Source organism: Mycolicibacterium insubricum (assembly GCF_010731615.1).
In the GTDB taxonomy this organism is placed as follows: domain Bacteria; phylum Actinomycetota; class Actinomycetes; order Mycobacteriales; family Mycobacteriaceae; genus Mycobacterium; species Mycobacterium insubricum.
In genome coordinates this window covers 2,928,115-2,948,836 of the sequence record NZ_AP022618.1, presented here as the reverse complement: position 1 = coordinate 2,948,836, position 20,722 = coordinate 2,928,115, and the positions used below count along the sequence as shown (strand labels likewise).

Here is a 20,722-nt window from a genome sequence, read left to right as displayed (position 1 = left end):
CTGTCCAGAAATCCAGGAGACCTCGTGAGCATGGATATTCCGTCCACCGTCAACGCCGCCGACGTCACCGACTGGTCCGACGAGGTCGACGTGCTGGTGATCGGCTTCGGCATCGCCGGCGGAGCGGCTGCGGTGAGCGCCGCGGCGGCCGGGGCGCGGGTACTGGTGCTGGAGAAGGCCGCCGTCGCCGGCGGCACCACTTCGATGGCCGGCGGGCACTTCTACCTCGGCGGCGGCACCGCGGTGCAGCAGGCCACCGGTCACGACGACACCGCCGAGGAGATGTACAAATACCTCGTCACGCAGGCCCGCCACGCCGACCACGAGAAGATCCGCGCCTACTGCGAGGGCAGCGTCGAACACTTCAACTGGCTCGAGGGCCTCGGCTTCGAGTTCGAGCGCAGCTTCTACCCGGGCAAGGTCGTGGTGCCGCCTGGCACCGAGGGCCTGTCCTACACCGGCAATGAGAAGGTGTGGCCGTTCTGCGAGCAGGCCAGGCCCGCGCCCCGCGGCCACTCGGTCCCGGTGCCGGGCGAACTCGGCGGCGCCGCCATGGTCATTGAACTGCTGCTCAAGCGGGCCACCGATCTCGGCGTGGCCTTCCGCTACGAGACCGGCGCGACGGCGCTGGTGGTCGACGACGACGGCGCCATCACGGGCGCCACCTGGAAACATTTCACCGAGACCGGCGCGGTGCGGGCGTCATCGGTGATCATCGCGGCCGGCGGTTTCGCGATGAACCCGGACATGGTCGCCGAGTACACCCCCGCCCTCGGGCAGGAGCGCAAGACCAAACACCACGGCATGGTCGCGCCGTACATCCTGGGCAACCCGAACGACGACGGCCTGGGCATCCGGATGGGGGTGTCGGTCGGCGGCGTGGCGCTGGACATGGACCAGCTGTTCATCACCGCGGCTGCCTACCCGCCGGAGGTGCTGCTGACCGGGGTGATCGTCAACCGCAACGGCGACCGGTTCGTCACCGAGGACTCCTACCACTCCCGCACCTCGGCATTCGTGCTGGAACAGCCCGAGCAGATCGCTTACCTGATCGTCGACGAGGCGCATACCGAGATGCCGGCCATGCCGCTGATCCGGTTCATCGACGGCTGGGAGACCGTCGCCGAGATGGAGACGGCGTTGGGCATTCCCGCCGGGAACCTGGCCGCCACCCTGGACCGCTACAACGCCAACGCCGCCCGCGGTGAAGATCCCGACTTCCACAAGCAGCCCGAATACGTTGCCGCGCAGGACAAGGGCCCGTGGGCGGCCTTCGATCTGTCGCTGGGCCGGGCCATGTACTCCGGGTTCACCATGGGCGGGCTGCAGGTGTCCGTCGACGGCGAGGTGCTGCGCGCCGACGGTTCGCCGGTACCCGGCCTGTATGCGGCGGGTGCGTGCGCGTCGAACATCGCCCAGGACGGCAAGGGCTACGCCAGCGGCACCCAACTGGGGGAGGGCTCGTTCTTCGGCCGCCGGGCCGGGGCCCATGCCGCCGCCCGCGCCGCGGGCTAACCGCGAGGGTCAGCCGCGGGCGCGAACTCGCCGACCGCGCCCAGACGCCAGTTCCCGTCGCCGAGGATCTTCAGCTCCAGGCGGTGATGCTGCTCGACGGTGTCGCGGTGGCTGACGCTGACCAGGATGGTGTCCGGCAAATCGGTGCGGACCAGGTCGTAGAGCATGTACTCCAGGCCCTCATCGAGTGCGGAGGTGGATTCGTCCATGAACACCACCGCGGGCCGGCTCAGCAGCAACCGGGCGAACGCGATGCGCTGCTGCTCGCCGGGGGAGAGCACCTTCGCCCAGTCGTGCGCCTCGTCGAGCCGGGAAGCCAACTGCGGCAACGCAACCCGCCGCAGCATAGCCTCCAGCGCCTCGTCGGACACGGCGCCGGGTTCTCGCGGGTAGGACACCACGGCGCGCAGATCACCCAGCGGCACATACGGCAGCTGCGACATGAACAGCACGTCATCGCGGTCGGGGCAGGCCATGGCGCCGGTGGCATATGGCCACAGTTGGGCCAGGCTGCGCAGCAACGTTGTCTTCCCGGACCCGGACTTGCCGGTGATGATCATCGTGTCGCCGGGACGCAGAGCCAAGTTGAGCGCGGAGATCAGCGCGGCGCCGACCGGGGTTCGCACTGTCACGTCCAGCAGCGACACCGAGCCGTCGTCGCTGCCGTAGACGTCCAGTGAGGGCAGCGCCCGGCTCTGCTCGTTGGCCACCACCAGGCCGTGCAGACGGATGACCGCCGCCCGCCAGCCGGCGAAGTCGTCGTAGGCGTTGCGGAAGAACGACAGGCCGTTGTTGATGGCGCCAAACGCCGAGGCGGTCTGGGTGACGTCACCGAACTTGATCTCGCCGCGGAACAGCCGGGGCGCCTGGATCAGCCAGGGGATCGGCACGATGGCCTGGCTCATCGACAGGTTCCAGCCCAGAAAGCCCATCATTCGGTTGATGTAGCGCTTGTAGTTGGCGACCACCGGCGCAAACCGGATCCGCAGCTGATGGTGCTCGGCGCGCTCGCCGCGGTAGAACGCCACCGATTCGGCGGCGTCGCGCAACCGGACCAGCGCATACCGGAAGGCCGCGTTGAACTTCTCGTTGTTGAACGACAGCCGGATGATCGGGCGGCCGATCCAGAACGAGACGACCGAGGCGATCAACACATAGGCGAAGGCCGCCCAGAAAATGGCCCGAGGAATCGTCACCCCGAACAGTGTCAAAGGTCCGGACAGTTGCCACAGGATGCCGGTGAACGCGATCACGCTGGTGACATTTTGGATCGCCCCGAACAGCAGCATATTCTCGGCGAGCTTGTTCGGCGTGTTGGGCAACGGGCCGACGCCGGCGGTGAACACGTCGATATCGGACTGGATTCGCTGATCGGGGTTGTCGATGGTGTCGTCGATGAACCGGGACCGGTAGTAGGCCCGGCCGTCGAGCCAGTCTTCGGTCAGGTTGTCGGTCAGCCAGGCGCGCCAGTCCAGCATGAACCGCTGCACCAGGAACAGATCGAGCATGATGCGCGCCACGTGCAGCGTCGCGAGCAGCGAAAAGATCACCCCGAGCGACATGTAGAAGCCACGGATACCCGAGTCCCGGACCACGTCGTCGCCGGCGGCGATGCCCTGCACCGCGGTCTGCACCGAGGTGTACATGTCGTTGCTCTGATAGCTGAACAGCACATCCAGACGCACCCCGGCCATCACGATCAGCAGGATGACGGCCAGCCACAGCCACACCCGGGCGCTGCCCGGCCCGACGAAGTAGCCGCTGGTGATCCGCCAGAACTGCCGGCCCCAGGAGGTGAACACTCCGATCAGTGCCAGCAGCGCGAGGGTCACCACCGCCGAGATCGCCCACGCCTCGGCGATCCAGATGAGCGAGTCAAACGGGGCCTGAGCCCACTCGATGGCGAACTCGAACGGCTCCAGGCCACCCACCAGTGTGTTCTCCTGCCTTGACGGTCCCCGCGGTGCCGATCGGCGCCCGACGGGCCCTGCGCTGCGGCCGCGGGCGGCCGGATCTTCTGCGGCGAAGCTACCGCAGCTAGCTGGCCGTTCCGTGCGCAACCTCAAGTACGGTTGTGCTGTGGTGAAGAGCTCCGAGGCCCCCGTGCAGGCGTCCGACAAGTCCGAACAGCCGAAAAAGACGGACAAGAAGGCGAAGACGGCGACGGCGGCCAAGTCCGACAAGAAGGACCGCCCGGCCAAGTCCGGCAAGGTCAGCGGCCGGTTCTGGAAACTGCTGGGTGCCAGCGCGGACCGCAACGTGGCCCGCTCCCGCGGCGAGGTCGAGGCGTCCTCCGCGTTCGACGGCAAGGCCGCCGGCCTCGACGACGACCAGCTGCGCAAGGCCTCGGGCCTGCTGAACCTGGAGGGTCTGGCCGAATCGGCCGACATCCCGCAGTTCCTGGCCATCGCACGCGAAGCCGCCGACCGGGCCACAGGCCTGCGGCCGTTCGACGTCCAGCTCGAGGGTGCGCTGCGGATGCTGGCCGGCGACGTCGTCGAGATGGCTACCGGTGAGGGCAAGACGCTGTCCGGCGCGATCGCCGCCGCCGGCTACGCGCTGGCCGGGCGCAAGGTGCACGTCATCTCGGTCAACGACTACTTGGCCCGGCGCGACGCCGAATGGATGGGCCCGCTGTTGGAGGCGATGGGCCTGAGCGTCGGCTGGATCACGGAGGACTCCACCCCCGAACAGCGCCGCGCGGCCTACCAGTGCGACGTCACCTACGGCTCGGTCAACGAGATCGGCTTCGACATGCTGCGCGACCAGCTGGTCACCGACGTCGCCGACCTGGTCTCGCCCAACCCCGACGTCGCGCTGATCGATGAGGCCGACTCGGTGCTGGTCGACGAGGCGCTGGTGCCGCTGGTGCTGGCCGGCACCACGCACCGGGAGACGCCCCGCATCGAGATCATCGAGTTGGTCGGCACGCTCACCCCGGGCGTGGACTACGACTCCGACGACGACCGGCGCAACATCCACCTGACCGAGACCGGCGCGCAGAAGGTGGAGAAGACCCTCGGCGGCATCGACCTGTACTCCGAGGAACACGTGGTGACCACCCTCACGGAGGTCAACGTCGCCCTGCACGCCCACGTGCTGTTGCAGCGCGACGTGCACTACATCGTGCGCGATGGCAAGGTGCAGCTGATCAACGCCTCCCGAGGCCGGATCGCCACCCTGCAGCGCTGGCCCGACGGCCTGCAGGCCGCCGTCGAGGCCAAGGAGGGGATCGAGACCACCGACACCGGCGAGGTGCTCGACACCATCACCGTCCAGGCGCTGATCAACCGGTACCCGCGGGTGTGCGGCATGACCGGTACCGCGCTGGCCGCCGGTGAGCAGTTGCGCCAGTTCTACCGGCTCGGGGTGTCGCCGATCGAGCCGAACACCCCCAACATCCGCGAGGACGAACCGGACCGGGTCTACATCACCGCCGCCGCCAAGATGGAGGCGATCCTGGAGCACATCGCCGAGGTGCACGCCACCGGTCGCCCGGTGCTCGTCGGCACCCGCGACGTCGCGGAATCCGAGGAACTGTTCGAGAAGCTGGTCCGCCGCGGCGTCCCGGCGACGGTGCTCAACGCCAAGAACGACGCCGAGGAGGCCGCGGTGATCGCCGAGGCCGGCGCCCTGAACGCCGTCACCGTCTCCACCCAGATGGCCGGCCGCGGCACCGACATCCGCCTCGGCGGCTCCGAAGCGGGGGAGGACGACGACCGCAAGGCCGCCGTCGTCGAGCTCGGCGGGCTGCACGTCGTCGGCACCGGCCGCCACCACACCCAGCGGCTGGACAACCAGCTGCGCGGGCGTGCCGGGCGCCAGGGCGATCCCGGCTCCTCGGTGTTCTTCTCCAGCTGGGAGGACGAACTGGTCACCTCGCACCTGGACCGGGCCAAGCTGCCGATGGACACCGACGAGGACGGCCGGATCACCAGTGCAAAGGCCAGCGGCCTGATCGACCACGCCCAGCGGGTGGCCGAGGGCCGGTTGCTCGACGTGCACGCCAACACCTGGCGCTACAACCAGCTGATCGCCCAGCAGCGGGCCATCATCGTCGATCGGCGCAACACGCTGCTGTCCACCACCGCGGCGCGCGACGAGCTGGAGAAGCTGGCGCCGCAACGGTTCGCGGAACTGCGCGGCACCGCCGAGCCCGGTGACGACGAGCTCGACGAGGACCTCGACACCGACGCCGAGACCACCGAGGCCGAGGACGAGAGCGGCCGGCTGATGTCCGAGGACGAACTGGAGCGCACCTGCCGGCTGATCATGCTCTACCACCTGGACCGCGGCTGGGCCGATCACCTGGCGTACCTGGCCGACATCCGGGAGAGCATCCACCTGCGGGCCCTGGGCCGGCAGAACCCTCTCGACGAGTTCCACCGGCTGGCCGTCGACGCGTTCACCTCGCTGACCGCCGACGCTATCGAGGCCGCCCAACAGACCTTCGAGACCGCCAACATCACCGAGGAGACCCCGGGCCTGGACCTGTCGAAACTGGCCCGGCCGACCTCGACGTGGACCTACATGGTGCACGACAATCCGCTGCAGGACGACACCTTGTCGGCGCTGAGCCTGCCCGGCGTGTTCCGTTAGCCCCGTGTCCGACCAGCAGCGGCAGGATCGCGTCCTGACGGTGCCCAATGTGCTCAGCGTGCTGCGGCTGGCGCTGATCCCGCTGTTCGCGTGGCTGCTGCTGGGCGAGCAGTCTTACGGGTGGGCAACGGCGGTGCTGATGTTCTCCGGTGCCTCGGACTGGGCGGACGGCAAGGTCGCCCGGCTGCTCAACCAGTATTCGCGGCTGGGGGAGCTGCTGGATCCGGCCGTCGACCGGATTTACATGGTCGTGGTGCCGGTGCTGTTCGCCGTCGCGCACCTGGTGCCCTGGTGGGTGATCGCGGTACTGATGGGCCGCGACCTGATTTTGGCCGCGCTGCTGCCGCTGATCCGGCGGCACGGGGTGTCGGCCCTGCCGGTGATTTACCTCGGCAAGGCGGCCACGTTCGCGCTGATGTCGGCGTTCCCGCTGATTCTGCTCGGCGCCTACGACACGGTGGCCGGACACGTCGTCGGCGCCATCGGGTGGGGTTTCCTGATCTGGGGCATCTGGATGTACCTGTGGTCGTTCGCGGTGTACCTGGTGTCCGTCGTCCAGATCGTCCGGCAGCTGCCGCGGGTGTACTGAGATGACCACTCGCGACCCGAGCCTCGGCGGCTTCGGTGCGGCCGCGGGTGGCAGCGCGCCCCGGACGCAACGCCTGCCGGTGCCCCAACTGCTGCGGTCGCTGCTGTCCCAGCACCTGGACCCCGGCTACGCGGCGATGGCCCGACGACGGGAGCGGTTCGGGGCGCCGCGCGGTCGCGTCGCCGACCTGGCCTGGCGTGCGCTGGCGGCGCTGCTGCTGGCCGCGGTGTTCACCGCCGCCATCGCCCAGACCCGGCTGATGCAGCCGGGCATGAACGAGGCCCAGCGCCTGCTGGCCGACAACGTGCGCAGCCGCGAGGCCGGCAACGCCGCGCTCACCCGCCAGCGCGACGCCGCGGCCGCCGAGGTGGACAGCGTGTCGCGGCAGCGGCTGCGCGACGACGCCACCGGGCGCGGCTTGCTCGACGGCCTGGACCGGCTCGGCCTGGCCGCTGCAAGCACACCGGTGATCGGCTCCGGACTGACGGTGACAGCCACCGACCCCGGCGTCGGCCGCGATCTCACCGACGCCGCCAAGCAGCGGGTTCCGGGCAGCCGGCAGGTCATCCTGGACCGAGACCTGCAGCTGGTGGTCAACGCGCTGTGGTCGGCCGGGGCCGAGGCGATCGCCGTCGGCGGGGTTCGGATCGGGCCCAACGCCACCATGCGCCAGGCCGGCGGCGCGATCCTGGTGGACAACCACCCGGTGTCCAGCCCGTACCGGGTCGATGCCATCGGTCCGCCGAACACCCTGCGGGACAACTTCGAGGCCAGTCCCGCGATGCTGCGACTGCGCCAGCTGGAGAGCGCCTACCAGGCCGGATTGACCATCAGCACCGGTGACGGGCTAACCCTGCCGGCCGGCACCGGCCGCGAGGTGACCTTCGCCCGGGCTCTCCCGTCGTGAATCCGGGCGCTCCCGTCGTGAATCGGCGGGTGGGATCTGACATGATCGGGCAGCAATGACCGGTATTGCCGCGCTGGTGGTCGGGATTGTGATCGGGCTGGTGTTCCACCCGAACGTGCCCGACGCCGTCCAGCCCTATCTGCCCATCGCCGTCGTCGCCGCCCTCGACGCGGTGTTCGGCGGCCTGCGCGCCTATCTGGAGCACATCTTCGACGCCAAGGTCTTCGTGGTGTCCTTCGTGTTCAACGTGCTGGTGGCGGCGCTGATCGTGTGGGTCGGCGACCAGCTGGGCGTCGGCAGCCAGCTGACCACGGCCATCATCGTGGTGCTCGGCATCCGGATCTTCGGCAACGCCGCCGCGCTGCGCCGACGGCTGTTCGGGGCGTGACGGGCGTGGCCGACGTCGAGGGCAGCGACGAGGATCCCGACCGGGTCGAACCGGACCGGGACGAGACCGTGCCGCCCGGGGACGATCCTGGGGACGCCGACGCGCCCGAGCCCGCCCGGGCACCGCGCCGGCGGGTGTTCGGGGCGCTGGCGGTGCTGCTGTGCGTGCTGCTCGGCGTGGCCATCGCCACCCAGGTCCGCCAGACCCGCTCCGGGGACACCCTGGACACCGCCCGGCCCGCCGACCTCGCGGTGCTGTTGAATTCGCTGCAGCAGCGCGAAGCGGCACTGAACGCCGAGATCGCCCAGCTCCAGCGCACGCTGAGCACCCTGCAGGCTTCCGGGAACTCCGACCAGGCCGCCATCGACAACGCCCGCTCGCGGCTCGCGGCGCTGTCGATCATGACCGGCACCGTCGGGGCCACCGGACCCGGCGTCACCATCACCGTCACCGACCCGGCTCAGGGGGTGGCCCCGGAGGTCCTGCTCGACGTGATCAACGAGCTGCGCAGTGCGGGCGCGGAAACCATGCAGATCGGTTCCGGCGCAACGACGGTGCGTATCGGCGTCGACAGCTGGGTGCTGGGCAACCCCGGCGCGTTGCAGATCGACGGCGCGACGCTCAGCCCGCCGTACTCGATCACGGCGATCGGCGATCCCCCCACGCTGGCCGCGGCGATGAACATCCCCGGCGGCGCGTCCGACAGTGTCGAACGGGTCGGCGGTGCGATGACGGTGCAACAATCGCCCCGAGTCGACGTGACCGCCTTGCGGCAACCGAAACAGCGCCAATACGCTCAGCCGGTCAAGTGACCCGGCACCACCACGAAAACCACGAGGGAGCGGACAAACAGTGAGCGACATCCCGGCCGATCTGCAATACACCGCCGAGCACGAATGGCTGCGCCGCACCGGCGACGGCACCGCGCGCGTCGGCATCACCGACTACGCGCAGGCCGCCCTGGGCGACGTGGTGTTCGTGCAGCTGCCCGAGGCCGGCACCGCGCTGCGCGCCGGCGACGCGTTCGGCGAAGTGGAGTCGACCAAGTCCGTGTCGGACCTCTACGCCCCGGTCACGGCGAAGGTGCTCGCGGTCAACGCCGACCTGGAGGCCAGTCCCGAACTGGTCAATTCTGACCCGTACGGGGACGGTTGGCTGATCGAGATCGAGGTGTCCGACGAGACACTGGCCGAGGTTGCCGCTACGCTGCTCGACGCCGACGGCTACCGGGCGACCCTCACGGAGTAGGGTTTGCCGCAAGCCAATCAACTTGGCACCACCGGAGTTTCCGGCGAGTGGGCCCGCTCGGCGCCCACCGCACGGTAACGTTCGGGGTGGGAGGGTTGACGGCGCGAGACACGGCGATAACGCCACAGCATCCAGACAGGAGCAGCGTGTGACGGACAACGACAGCGACGAGGTTTCGGTCGAGACGACCTCGGTCTTCCGGCAGGAATTTCTCAACGAGTTGGACGCCCCGGCGAGCACGGGCGCCGAGAGCGCGGTCTCCGGTGTCGAAGGCCTGCCCACCGGCTCGGCGCTGCTGGTCGTCAAGCGCGGCCCCAACGCCGGCTCCCGTTTCCTGCTGGACCAGCCCACCACCGCCGCCGGCCGCCACCCCGACAGCGACATCTTTCTCGACGACGTCACCGTCAGCCGTCGGCACGCCGAGTTCCGGCTGGCCGGGGGCGAGTTCCAGGTCGTCGACGTGGGCAGCCTCAACGGCACCTACGTCAACCGGGAACCCGTGGACTCGGCGACGCTGTCCAACGGTGACGAGGTGCAGATCGGCAAGTTCCGGCTGGTGTTCCTGACCGGACCCAAGACGGACTAGTGGCGACGGCTGCCGCTGCCCCGGAGCCGTCGGGGATGTCGATCGGCGCCGTTCTGGAGGAGCTGCGCCCGGACTTCCCCGACGACATTTCGATCTCCAAGCTCCGCTATCTGGAGGCCGAGGGGCTGGTGACGCCCGCGCGCACCGCTTCGGGGTACCGGCAGTACACCGCCTACGACTGCGCGCGGCTGCGGTTCATCCTCACCGCCCAGCGCGACCAGTACCTGCCGTTGAAGGTCATCAAGGCCCAGCTCGACGCCCTGCCCGACGGGGAGCTGCCGGAATCCTCGGGCAGCTACGGCACCCCGAAACTCGTCGGCGCCGCACCGTCGGCACCGACCCGGGTGGTGCGGTTCAGCCGGGAGGCGCTGATCGAGGAGTCGGGCATCGCCCGCGGACCGGCCGAAGATCTGCTGACCGCACTGTTGCGGGCCGGGGTGATCACCCCGATCTTCAAGAGCGCCGGGTCGGTGCTGTTCGACGAGCACGCCGTGGTGATCCTGCAGTGCGCCCACGCGCTGGCCGGGCACGGGGTAGAGCCGAGGCATCTGCGGGCGTTCCGCTCCGCCGCCGACCGGCAGTCGGACCTGATCGCCCAGATCGCCGGGCCGCTGGTCAACTCTGACAAGGCCGGGGCGCGGGACCGGGCCGACGATCTGGCCCGCGAGGTGGCCGCGCTGGCCATCACGCTGCACACCTCGCTGATCAAGTCGGCGGTGCGCGACCTCGGTCAGCGCTGAGCCGTAGTTTGGCGAGGGGCGGAGCGTGGAAACCACCTGAGCGACGCACCCGAGCCGTAGTTTGGCGAGGGGCGGAGCGTGGAAACCACCTGAGCTATTACTCTGGGTGGGGACAGGATTCGTTGCGGTACGGAGGGCACTGATGGGCGAAGTTCAGGTCGTGGGCATCCGTGTCGAGCAGCCGCAGAACCAGCCCGTACTGCTGCTGCGCGAGTCCGACGGTGATCGTTATCTGCCGATCTGGATCGGCCAGTCGGAGGCCGCGGCGATCGCGCTGGAACAGCAGGGCGTCGAGCCGGCGCGGCCGCTGACCCACGACCTGATCCGGGATCTGATTGCGGCCCTGGGGCATTCGCTCAAAGAGGTGCGGATCGTCGATCTGCAGGAGGGCACTTTCTACGCCGATCTGGTCTTCGACCGGGACATCACCGTCTCGGCGCGGCCGTCGGACTCGGTGGCGATCGCGCTGCGCGTCGGGGTGCCGATCTACGTCGAGGAGGCGGTGCTGGCCGAGGCCGGGCTGTTCATCCCCGACGAGTCCGACGAGGAGGGCTCCGGCCCGGTCCGCGAGGACGAGGTGGAGAAGTTCAAGGAGTTCCTCGACAGCGTCTCGCCCGACGATTTCAAGGCATCCTGAGCACCCCGGCGGGTCGGCCGCCTGCGTCGGTCACCCCGGCGTAACGGAACCGTCTCAACTGCGTTCGAGGTCCCGACACGCCCGGTGCGACGCGGTTGAGCGGGGCACCGGCGGCCATACTGAACGCGCTGGACCCCACCGCTGTCTGTTCGCGAGAGCACTCGGATGCGGCGGGCGGGCAGCGTATGATTTGAACACTCGGGCTCAAATGCTCGGCGGCGTGAAGTCGCTGGCCGGGTCACGATCGGCGAGAGGAACCACGGTGGGCGAACAGCCAGGTCAGAGCCATCCGGGCCAGCAGGGGGAACTGAACCTGAGCGTCGAAACTCCCACGGCCGCCGTGCAGCCCGGGCTGTTCCCCGACGATTCGGTGCCCGACGAGCTGATCGGCTACCGCGGTCCCAGCGCCTGCCAGATCGCCGGCATCACCTACCGCCAGCTCGACTACTGGGCGCGCACCTCGCTGGTGGTGCCCTCGATCCGCGGCGCGGCCGGCTCCGGCAGCCAGCGGCTGTACTCGTTCAAGGACATCCTGGTCCTCAAGATCGTCAAGCGACTGCTCGACACCGGCATCTCGCTGCACAACATCCGGGTCGCCGTCGACCACCTGCGCCAGCGCGGCGTCGAGGACCTGGCCAACATCACCCTGTTCTCCGACGGCACCACCGTCTACGAGTGCACCTCCGCCGAAGAGGTCGTCGACCTGCTCCAGGGCGGCCAGGGCGTGTTCGGCATCGCGGTCTCCGGCGCCATGCGGGAGCTGACCGGCACCATCGCCGACTTCCCCGGCGAGCGGGCCGACGGCGGCGAGTCGATCGCCGCACCCGAGGACGAGCTGGCCTCCCGCCGTCGCAGCCGCGACCGCAAGATCGGCTGACCGGTACCCAATGTTGACGGGTGAGCGCCTTCGTGCGGATCATCCAGATGAAGGCCCGCGTCGGTAAACGTTCGGTACTGCCGGTGGGTATGGCCTGTCGATGACTCGACCTTGCCGATCCGGCTCATCGCTTACCGTGCAGTAAACTTCTCAACGCATCGCCCCGGCGCGGGAGAGTTTCGTGACCGCCAGTCACGGACGCCGAAGGAGCAACACCTCTCCGACAACCTCTCAGGCACCCGGACCGTGCCGGATCCGATGCCTCTGGAAAGCGGTGCTCGACGCACCCGCCCATGGGGAAAGGCCTGCGCAGCGGGCCGAATCTCTCAGGCGCCCGGTTCGGGTCGACGACAGAGGGGGAGGAGCGCCGTCGTCGGCGCACCCGCCGCCTGTGAGGAGTCCCCGTGACCGCATCCACCCCCGCCGCCGGAGTCGCGACCTTCGTCGACCGGCACATCGGTCCGGACGCCGCCGACATCGCCACCATGCTCCAGGTGATCGGGGTGTCCTCGCTCGAGGAACTGGCGGCCAAGGCTCTGCCGGCCGGCATCCTCGACGCCGTGTCCGCCGACGGCCTGGCGCCGGGGCTGGACGAGCTGGCGCGGCCGGCCACCGAGCACCAGGCGCTGGCCGAGCTGCGCAAACTGGCCCGGGCCAACACCATCGCCGTCTCGATGATCGGGCAGGGCTACTACGACACCCTCACCCCGCCGGTGCTGCTGCGCAACATCCTGGAGAACCCGGCCTGGTACACCGCCTACACGCCGTACCAGCCGGAGATCAGCCAGGGCCGCCTGGAGGCGCTGCTGAACTTCCAGACCATGATCGCCGACCTGACCGGTCTGGACCTGGCCAACGCCTCCATGCTGGACGAGGGCACCGCCGCCGCCGAGGCGATGACGCTGATGCACCGCGCGGTGCGCGGCAACCGGAACTGGCTGGCCGTCGACACCGATGTGTTCATCCAGACCCGGGCGATCCTGGCCACCCGCGCCGAACCGCTGGGCATCCAGATCGTCACCGCCGATCTGCGCGACGGGCTGCCGGCGCTGCCCGACGACGGCGAGTTCTTCGGGGTGATCACCCAGCTGCCCGGGGCCAGCGGCCGGATCACCGACTGGAGCGCGCTGATCGGCCAGGCGCACGAGCGCGGCGCGCTGGTCGCCGTCGGCGTGGACCTGCTGGCCGCCACCTTGGTGGCCCCGCCCGGGGACATCGGCGCCGATGTGGCGTTCGGCTCGGCGCAGCGCTTCGGAGTGCCGATGGGCTTCGGCGGCCCGCACGCCGGCTTCCTGGCCGTGCACACCAGCCAGGCCCGCCAGCTGCCCGGCCGGCTGGTCGGGGTGTCGGTGGACGCCGACGGCGCGCCGGCCTACCGGCTGGCGCTGCAGACCCGCGAGCAGCACATCCGCCGGGACAAGGCCACCTCGAACATCTGCACCGCGCAGGTGCTGCTGGCCGTGATGGCCGCCATGTACGCGAGTTACCACGGGCCCGACGGGCTGACCGCCGTGGCGCGGCGGGTGCACGCGCACGCCGCCCGGATCGCCGCCGGGCTCGGCGACGCGCTGGTGCACCGCGAGTTTTTCGACACCGTGCTGGCGAAGGTGCCTGGCCGTGCCGACGCCGTGGTCGCCGCCGCCAAGGCCCGGGGCATCAACCTGTGGCGCGTCGACGAGGACCACGTGTCGGTGTCGTGCGACGAGGCCACCACCGACGCTCACGTCGACGCGGTGTTGGAGGCGTTCGGCGGCTCGGCGGACGGGGGGGAGGCTTCCGGTATCGAGACCCGGACGTCGGAGTTCCTGACCCACCCGGCCTTCCACGCCTATCGCACCGAGACATCGATGATGCGCTACCTGCGCGCCCTGGCCGACAAGGACCTCGCGCTGGACCGCACCATGATCCCGCTGGGTTCGTGCACCATGAAGCTCAACGCGGCCGCCGAGATGGAGCCGATCACCTGGCCGGAGTTCAGCCGCCAGCACCCGTTCGCGCCGGCCGCCGACACCCCCGGCCTGCGCAAGCTGATCGCCGACGTCACCGAGTGGCTGACCCTGATCACCGGCTACGACGCGGTGTCGCTGCAGCCCAACGCCGGTTCGCAGGGCGAGTATGCGGGCCTGCTGGCCATCCACGCCTACCACCGAGCGCGCGGCGAGGCGCACCGCGATATCTGCCTGATCCCGTCGAGCGCCCACGGCACCAACGCCGCCTCGGCCGCACTGGCCGGGATGCGCGTCGTGGTGGTGGGCTGCCGAGAGAACGGCGACGTCGATCTGGACGACCTGCGCGCCAAGATCGCCGAGCACGCCGCGAACCTGTCGGCCATCATGATCACCTACCCGTCCACGCACGGCGTCTACGAGCACGACATCGCCGAGATCTGCGCCGCCGTGCACGACGCCGGCGGGCAGGTCTATGTCGACGGGGCGAACCTCAACGCGCTGGTGGGGCTGGCCCGGCCGGGCCGGTTCGGCGGCGACGTCAGCCACCTCAACCTGCACAAGACGTTCTGCATCCCGCACGGCGGCGGCGGGCCGGGCGTCGGGCCCGTCGCCCTCCGCGCGCACCTGGCACCGTATCTGCCCGGGCATCCGCTGGCGCCCGGGCTGGCTGGCGGCCCGCCGGTGTCGGCCGCCCCCTACGGGTCGGCGTCGATCCTGCCGATCACCTGGGCCTACATCCGGATGATGGGCGCGCCGGGCTTGCGGGCGGCGACGCTGACCGCGATCGCGTCGGCGAACTACATGGCCCGTCGCCTCGACGAGTACTTCCCGGTGCTCTACACCGGGGAGAACGGCATGGTCGCCCACGAGTGCATCCTGGATCTGCGCGGCATCACGAAGGACACCGGTGTGAGTGTCGACGACGTGGCAAAACGGCTGGGGGACTACGGTTTCCACGCGCCGACGATGAGTTTCCCGGTGGCCGGGACGCTGATGGTCGAGCCGACCGAGAGCGAGAGCCTAGCCGAGATCGACGCCTTCATCGACGCGATGATCGCCATCCGCGGCGAGATCGACCAGGTCGGCTCCGGGGCCTGGCCCGCCGACGACAACCCGTTGCGCAACGCCCCGCACACCGCCGAGTGCCTGCTGGTGGCCGACTGGGCGCACCCGTACACCCGCGAGCAGGCGGCCTACCCGCTGGGTGCGGGCTGGCGACCGAAGGTGTGGCCGCCGGTGCGCCGCATCGATGGTGCCCACGGCGACCGCAACCTGGTCTGCTCCTGCCCTCCGGTGCAGGAATACGCCTGACGGTGACCGCGAACGTCGGCGATGGGCTCACCGCCGGGCAGAAGCAGGCCGATCTGGTGGCCATTGCGAACAGGCAGATCGAGAAGCTCGACGCCGCCTGACGACCCGCCGAAACTGGTGCGCGGGACGGGGCAGGGGCGCGGTTACCGTTGACGGTGATGAATCCTCAGTTCGCCGGTCCGCCGCAGTGGACCCCGCAGCCGCCGGTCGCACCGCAGTGGCCGGTGCCGGTCGCGGCGCCGGTGCGCCGCCGTCGGTGGGTCCCGGCGGTCACGGCCGTCGTCGTGGTGCTGCTGGCCGCCGTCGCGTCGGTCACCGCGGTGGTCACCGGGATCCGCCCGGTGCCGGGGCAGGCCGTCGCGGCGCCCGTCGGACCGGACTTCGCCACCCTGACCGACGCCATGCAGCTCACCAAGTCCGACTACCCGTCGATCGACGGCGCGAAGTTCCAGTCCCAGTCGGTGTCCACCGCCGACAACGACGAGACCGGCGGGTCCACCAGCTTCTGCGACAACCCCCTGGGCCCGACGAAGGCCGGCGACCAGAGCGCGGGCACCCGCATCACCCTGGCGAACTCCCGGGGTGTGCAGAAGCGGGTGGTCAGCTCCAGCCTGATGCGGACCGCGTCACCGGTGGACCTGCAGAACTGGGCCGATCGTTGCCTGCCCGGGCACCAGTCCGGCATCGACAGTTCCGGGTTCGAGGTGGCCGGCATGCCGTCGGGCGCGCTCGTCGTCGAACAGCGGGTCGCCGGCAGCACACTCGGCTACGTCGGGCGGCAGTACATCCGCGGAGTCCTGGTGACCGTGGTGGCGACCGTCGGGAACGGCCGCAGCGCGAAGGAAGCCCAGGAAGCCCTGGTCACGGTGTTCACCCACCAGGCCGATCTGCTCTACTCGCTGCGCGCCACCACCATCTGACCCGCGGGCCGGGCGCTATCCGAGCAGGGAGTTGACGGCGGCGGCGAACTCGGGGGAGTCACTGGCGCCGACGTGCTGGTAGGCGCCACCACTGGTCTGGGCCACCGATTCCCAGGTGTCGCTATCCGGGTCGTCGCCGACGTCGATCACATTCACCTTGATCGGCTTGGCGGGATCAATGCTGCGCACCTTGTCCACCAGGCCGGAGGAGCCCAGCGACTGGTCGGTGTGCGGGCCCGCGGTGATCACCAGGATCGATGGGGCCGCACCGGCCGGGTAGTTCGCCTGGATGTCTTCGATCATGTTGCGCAGCGTGGTGAACGACACCGCGCCGCTTCCGGAAGTCGACAGACCGTCCAGGGCGCCGGCCAGCGCTTGGCTGCGGGATGCGCCGTCGACGTCGTCGGACAGCGCGCCGACGTTCACTGCGGTGGTGCTCGACGACGAGGTCACCGTGGTCAGCCCGACCGCCGACGACGGTGGCAGGGCGGCGATCCGGCTCTTGAGCACCGGGACGACCGCACTCAGATCCAGGGAGCGGTCCAGCATGATCGCGGTGCTGCCGCCGGCGTTCGGCTGGGCGTCGAGGACGTTGGCGATGCCGGCGCGGGTGGCGTCATCGTCGATGGACACCCTGTTGCCGATGTCGGTACGGAAGTCGACGACCTTGTTTTCCGGCGCGGATTGGCCGTCCACCCGGAATCCGGCGTTGGCCAGTTCGGCGCGCTGAGCCGGGTCCTCCAGGTATTTCTCGAACTGGCTGGCGGCGTTGCGCTGCTCGGTGGACAGCCAGTCGCCCTTGAGGGTGACGGCGGGGAAGTCCGCGACGGCGACCGGACCCGGCGGCAGCCAGGCGGTCAGCAGCTCGGTGGCGTTCGGCAGCACCGCGGCGCGGGCGAACAGTCGCTGCTCGGTGGTGACGACGGCGTGCACCTTGCCCGCGGCGGCGTCGTCACCGGTCACCAGGGCGTCCAGGGCGCTGTCGGCGGTGCTGCCCGCGGCGTCCGGCTCGTGGGCGACCAGCGTCCGCACGGCGGGGATGCCGCTGGCCGGTCCCGCGCCCTGGTCGGCGGAGGTGACCGCGACGGCCTCGGCGGCCAGCAGCGCGGCGTCACTGTTGCCGTCCACCGGCATCGCCAGTCGCAGCGATCCCCAGCCGGCCAGGCCCAGGTCGTCGAGCGAGGCCGGGGTGGACTGCAGGTTCGCCAGGGTGGACCAGTTCTGTTCGGACAGCTTGTCTTTCAGCTCGGGGCGCACCGCCAGCAGCACCGGGGAGGTGGCCAGCGACGGGCTGGCGGCAATCAGCTGCGGTCCCGCCTTGGCCCGCACCCGGGCCAGCGACGCCGAGCTGCCGGGCACCCAGATGGCGGGCTTGTCACCGAGGTCGGCGGGCCACTCGCCGGTGAGTCCGGCGACCACCGCGCCGGATTCTACGGCCTTGATCTCCACGTTCGGGCAGTGGTCGCCGACCGGGTCGGCGTTGGCGTTGAACTTCTCGGCCAGCGCGCTGAGCGGGTCGGCGATGGCCGGGTCGGCCAGCACCCGCACGGATACCTGTCCCTCGACGCAGCTGCCGGCGGCGACCTTGGAACGGTCGGAGAGCAACCCGCCGAAGAATCGCCACAGGATGAACGCGCCGACCACGGCGACGACGGTGATCAGGGCGATGACCACGCCGCGGCTGACACCGCGGCGGGCCGGGGTCACCACGCGGTGGCTGCCCGTCCATTCCCCGGCGTTGCGGTGGCTGCGCGTCGGCACCGCGGCCACCGGGGCGGCGACGGCCGCCGGCTCTTCGACCTTCGGCTCGTCCACCGGGGGAGTGTGGTCGGGGTAGTCGTCGGTGTAGTCGCCGTAGTCGGAGTCGTCGCGGTAGTCGTCGCCGACGTAGTCGCGGTAGTCGTTGTTCGCGTCATCGGCGAAGTCGCCGTCGGTGTGGTCGCCGTCGGAATCGTCCCCGTCGGTATAGCCGCCGTAGTCCGCGTCGGAGTATCCGCCGTCGGTGTACCCGCCATAGCCGGCGTCGTCGTCGTACCCGCCGTACTGAGCCTCGGAATACCCGTCGTCGGAGTATCCGCCGTCGGGCTGGTCGCCGTCGGCTTCCGGGGCGTCGAACCCGTCATCGTCGGGTTCGTCGTGGTCTCCGGGGATGCTGTGCCTACCCATAGCCGTACGTAGCCCTCTCCAACGCGATCGTCACGAAACCGGTTCCGCGCGACGGGCCGCTCACACCTCGGCCGTCGACACCACCCTAGTTAGGCGTTGTGGCGGGCCTTGAACTCTCGGCGGCGTCGATGCAGGATCGGCTCGGTATAGCCGTTGGGCTGTGATGCACCGGCCATGATCAGCTCTTGGGCGGCCAGGAAGGCGATCGAATCGTCGAAATTCGGCGCCATCGGCAGGTATGCGGGATCGCCGGCGTTCTGCCGGTCGACCACCGGTGCCATCCGCTCCAGGCTGGCGCGGACGTCCTCGGGGGTGATCACGCCGTGGCGCAGCCAGTTGGCCAACAGCTGGCTGGAGATGCGCAGGGTGGCCCGGTCCTCCATCAGCCCGATGTCGTGGATGTCGGGCACCTTAGAGCAGCCCACACCCTGGTCGATCCAGCGGACCACGTAACCCAGGATCGACTGGCAGTTGTTGTCGACCTCTTCGTGGATGTCCTCCGGCGACCAGGTCAGCGCCGAGGTGTCGGCCACCGGGATGGTCAGCAGCTCGTCGAGGGTGGTGCGGGTCTTGCCGGCCAGCTCCCGCTGCACCGCGGCCACGTCCACCTCGTGGTAGTGCATGGCGTGCAGGGTCGCGGCGGTTGGCGACGGCACCCACGCGGTGGTCGCTCCGGCGCGCGGCTGGGCGCCCTTCTGGGCGACCATGTCGGCCATCAGGTCGGGCATCGCCCACATGCCCTTACCGATCTGCGCCTTGCCGGCCAGCCCGCAGGCCAGCCCGGCGTCGACGTTGGCGTCCTCGTAGGCCAGAATCCACGGCTGGGTCTTCATCGAGCCCTTGCGGACCATCGGCCCGGCCTCCATCGAGGTGTGGATCTCGTCGCCGGTGCGGTCCAGGAATCCGGTGTTGATGAACACGATCCGGTCCGCCGCGGCGTTGATAGCGGCCTTGAGGTTGGCCGAGGTGCGGCGTTCCTCGTCCATGATGCCGACCTTGAGGGTGGCCTGCGGCAGCCCGAGGACGTCCTCGACCTGGCTGAAGATCTTGGCGGTGAACGCCACCTCGTCGGGGCCGTGCATCTTGGGCTTGACGATGTAGATCGACCCGGTCCGGCTGTTGGTCAGCGGCCCGGTCTCCTCGCCGGCGGTGAAGCCGTGCAGCGCGATCAGCGAGGTGAACAGCGCGTCCTGGATGCCCTCGGGCACCTCGCGGCCGTCGGCGAAGACGATCGCGTCGTTGGTCATCAGGTGACCGACGTTGCGGACGAACAGCAGGCTGCGGCCGGGCAGCGTCAACTCGCCACCGTCCGGCGTGGTGTAGGTGCGGTCGGTGTTGAGCACCCGGGTGAAGGTCTTGTCGCCCTTGGTGACTTCCTCGGACAGGTCACCGCGGTTCAGGCCCAGCCAGTTGCGGTAGCCGAGCACCTTGTCGTCGGCGTCGACGGCGGCCACCGAGTCCTCGAGGTCCATGATCGTGGTGATCGCGGACTCCAGCACGACGTCGGCGACGCCGGCCTTGTCGGTGGACCCGACCGGGGTGGACGGGTCGATGACGATCTCGATGTGCAGGCCGTGGTTGACCAGCAGGACGTGCGACGGGGCGTCGGCCTCACCCGTGTAGCCGGCGAACTTGCCGGCGTCGGCGAGGCCGGTGGTGCCGCCGTCGTCCAGCCTCAGCTCCAGGGCGCCGTCGACGACGGCGAAGCCGGTGACGGCCTCCCAGGAGCCCGACGCCAGCGGGACCGCGCCGTCGAGAAACTTGCGGGCGTAGGCGATGACCTTGTCACCGCGGACCCGGTTGTAGCCCTTGCCCTTCTCGGCGCCGTCGGTCTCCGGGATGACGTCGGTGCCGTACAGAGCGTCATACAGCGATCCCCAGCGGGCATTGGCGGCGTTGAGCGCGAAGCGGGCGTTGAGCACCGGAACCACCAGCTGCGGGCCGGCGGTCTCGGTGATCTCGGGGTCCACCCCGGCGGTGGTGATGGCAAACGGCTCCGGCTCAGGCTGCAGGTAGCCGATCTCGGTCAGAAACTCGCGGTAGGCCTCGGGGTCGTGCGGGTCGAGCACGCGATGGCGGTGCCACTTGTCGATCTGGGCCTGCAGGTCGTCACGGCGGGCCAGCAGGGCCTCGTTCTCGGGGGTGAGGTCGGTGACGACCTTGTCGACGCCGGCCCAGAAACTGTCGGGATCGACGCCGGTACCGGGCAGCGCCTCGTCAGTGATGAAGTCGTACAGCACCTTGGCCACTCGCAGTGAGCCAACCTCGACGCGTTCAGTCATGAGTCCTC

The 20,722-nt window shown here is 69.8% G+C and carries 15 protein-coding genes, 1 pseudogene and 1 riboswitch; of the genes and pseudogenes, 13 read left to right on the top strand and 3 right to left on the bottom strand.

Annotated elements, in window-relative coordinates:
* Positions 1-24: 24 nt before the first annotated feature.
* A complete protein-coding gene (locus tag G6N16_RS13995) occupies positions 25-1,515 on the top strand; it encodes an FAD-binding protein (RefSeq protein ID WP_083028993.1) in 1,491 nt (496 codons plus the stop codon).
* Here G6N16_RS13995 and G6N16_RS13990 read toward each other — a convergent pair.
* The gene (locus G6N16_RS13990; RefSeq protein ID WP_083029077.1) at positions 1,512-3,437 is read right to left on the bottom strand and encodes an ABC transporter ATP-binding protein/permease; all 1,926 of its coding nucleotides are present in this window, start codon (positions 3,435-3,437) and stop codon (positions 1,512-1,514) included. The genes G6N16_RS13995 and G6N16_RS13990 overlap by 4 nt on opposite strands.
* A gap of 157 nt (positions 3,438-3,594) precedes the next feature.
* On the opposite strand from G6N16_RS13990, the gene secA2 reads away from it, so the two are divergent.
* The 12 genes and pseudogenes from secA2 to G6N16_RS13930 all read left to right on the top strand — a co-directional run bounded on the left by secA2 (position 3,595) and on the right by G6N16_RS13930 (position 16,266).
* Complete coding sequence (secA2, locus tag G6N16_RS13985) at positions 3,595-6,114, top strand: accessory Sec system translocase SecA2 (protein ID WP_456152495.1); 2,520 nt, start codon at positions 3,595-3,597, stop codon at positions 6,112-6,114.
* Between the two features lie 4 nt (positions 6,115-6,118).
* The gene (locus G6N16_RS13980) at positions 6,119-6,703 is read left to right on the top strand and encodes a CDP-alcohol phosphatidyltransferase family protein (RefSeq protein WP_234805692.1); all 585 of its coding nucleotides are present in this window, start codon (positions 6,119-6,121) and stop codon (positions 6,701-6,703) included.
* A gap of 1 nt (position 6,704) precedes the next feature.
* Complete coding sequence (locus G6N16_RS13975; RefSeq protein WP_083028992.1) at positions 6,705-7,610, top strand: DUF881 domain-containing protein; 906 nt, start codon at positions 6,705-6,707, stop codon at positions 7,608-7,610.
* 55 nt (positions 7,611-7,665) lie between these two features.
* Positions 7,666-7,998: a small basic family protein gene (locus tag G6N16_RS13970; protein ID WP_083028991.1), complete on the top strand. Its 333-nt coding sequence runs from the start codon at positions 7,666-7,668 to the stop codon at positions 7,996-7,998.
* Positions 7,995-8,810 (top strand): DUF881 domain-containing protein, encoded by an 816-nt coding sequence (locus G6N16_RS13965; protein WP_179961204.1) that lies wholly within the window; start codon positions 7,995-7,997, stop codon positions 8,808-8,810. The genes G6N16_RS13970 and G6N16_RS13965 overlap by 4 nt, the downstream gene beginning before the upstream one ends.
* Positions 8,811-8,850: 40 nt before the next feature.
* Positions 8,851-9,246 (top strand): glycine cleavage system protein GcvH, encoded by a 396-nt coding sequence (gene gcvH / locus G6N16_RS13960; protein ID WP_083028990.1) that lies wholly within the window; start codon positions 8,851-8,853, stop codon positions 9,244-9,246.
* Positions 9,247-9,394: 148 nt separating this feature from the next.
* On the top strand, positions 9,395-9,832 hold the full coding sequence (garA, locus tag G6N16_RS13955) for a glycogen accumulation regulator GarA (protein WP_083028989.1): 438 nt from the start codon (positions 9,395-9,397) through the stop codon (positions 9,830-9,832).
* A 35-nt stretch (positions 9,833-9,867) separates the two neighbouring features.
* A complete protein-coding gene (ftsR, locus tag G6N16_RS13950; protein WP_083028988.1) occupies positions 9,868-10,572 on the top strand; it encodes a transcriptional regulator FtsR in 705 nt (234 codons plus the stop codon).
* A 142-nt stretch (positions 10,573-10,714) separates the two neighbouring features.
* Positions 10,715-11,209: a bifunctional nuclease family protein gene (locus G6N16_RS13945; protein ID WP_083028987.1), complete on the top strand. Its 495-nt coding sequence runs from the start codon at positions 10,715-10,717 to the stop codon at positions 11,207-11,209.
* Positions 11,210-11,543: 334 nt separating this feature from the next.
* Positions 11,544-12,086: pseudogene (locus G6N16_RS13940) on the top strand (MerR family transcriptional regulator); the annotation flags it as partial.
* Between the two features lie 159 nt (positions 12,087-12,245).
* Positions 12,246-12,343: riboswitch (glycine riboswitch) on the top strand.
* A gap of 147 nt (positions 12,344-12,490) precedes the next feature.
* On the top strand, positions 12,491-15,346 hold the full coding sequence (gene gcvP, locus G6N16_RS13935; protein WP_083028985.1) for an aminomethyl-transferring glycine dehydrogenase: 2,856 nt from the start codon (positions 12,491-12,493) through the stop codon (positions 15,344-15,346).
* 158 nt (positions 15,347-15,504) lie between these two features.
* Entirely contained in the window at positions 15,505-16,266 is a 762-nt protein-coding gene (locus G6N16_RS13930) for a hypothetical protein (protein ID WP_083028984.1), read from the top strand.
* Positions 16,267-16,281: 15 nt separating this feature from the next.
* Here the strand turns inward: G6N16_RS13930 and G6N16_RS13925 are convergent, their stop codons facing one another.
* Positions 16,282-18,432 carry a substrate-binding domain-containing protein gene (locus tag G6N16_RS13925; protein WP_083028983.1) on the bottom strand — a complete coding sequence of 717 codons (2,151 nt, stop codon included), beginning with the start codon at positions 18,430-18,432 and terminating at the stop codon, positions 16,282-16,284.
* Positions 18,433-18,521: 89 nt separating this feature from the next.
* Positions 18,522-20,714: a malate synthase G gene (locus G6N16_RS13920; RefSeq protein WP_083028982.1), complete on the bottom strand. Its 2,193-nt coding sequence runs from the start codon at positions 20,712-20,714 to the stop codon at positions 18,522-18,524.
* Positions 20,715-20,722 lie beyond the last annotated feature (8 nt).

What these genes read in the sequence shown, in the direction of transcription:
- G6N16_RS13975 (WP_083028992.1), top strand. Translation starts at nt 6,705, where the DNA reads ATGACCACTCGCGACCCGAGCCTCGGCGGCTTCGGTGCGGCCGCGGGT.
- G6N16_RS13970 (WP_083028991.1), top strand. Translation starts at nt 7,666, where the DNA reads ATGACCGGTATTGCCGCGCTGGTGGTCGGGATTGTGATCGGGCTGGTG.
- ftsR (WP_083028988.1), top strand. Translation starts at nt 9,868, where the DNA reads ATGTCGATCGGCGCCGTTCTGGAGGAGCTGCGCCCGGACTTCCCCGAC.
- G6N16_RS13945 (WP_083028987.1), top strand. Translation starts at nt 10,715, where the DNA reads ATGGGCGAAGTTCAGGTCGTGGGCATCCGTGTCGAGCAGCCGCAGAAC.
- G6N16_RS13930 (WP_083028984.1), top strand. Translation starts at nt 15,505, where the DNA reads ATGAATCCTCAGTTCGCCGGTCCGCCGCAGTGGACCCCGCAGCCGCCG.
- G6N16_RS13925 (WP_083028983.1), bottom strand. Translation starts at nt 18,432, where the DNA reads ATGGGTAGGCACAGCATCCCCGGAGACCACGACGAACCCGACGATGAC.
- G6N16_RS13920 (WP_083028982.1), bottom strand. Translation starts at nt 20,714, where the DNA reads ATGACTGAACGCGTCGAGGTTGGCTCACTGCGAGTGGCCAAGGTGCTG.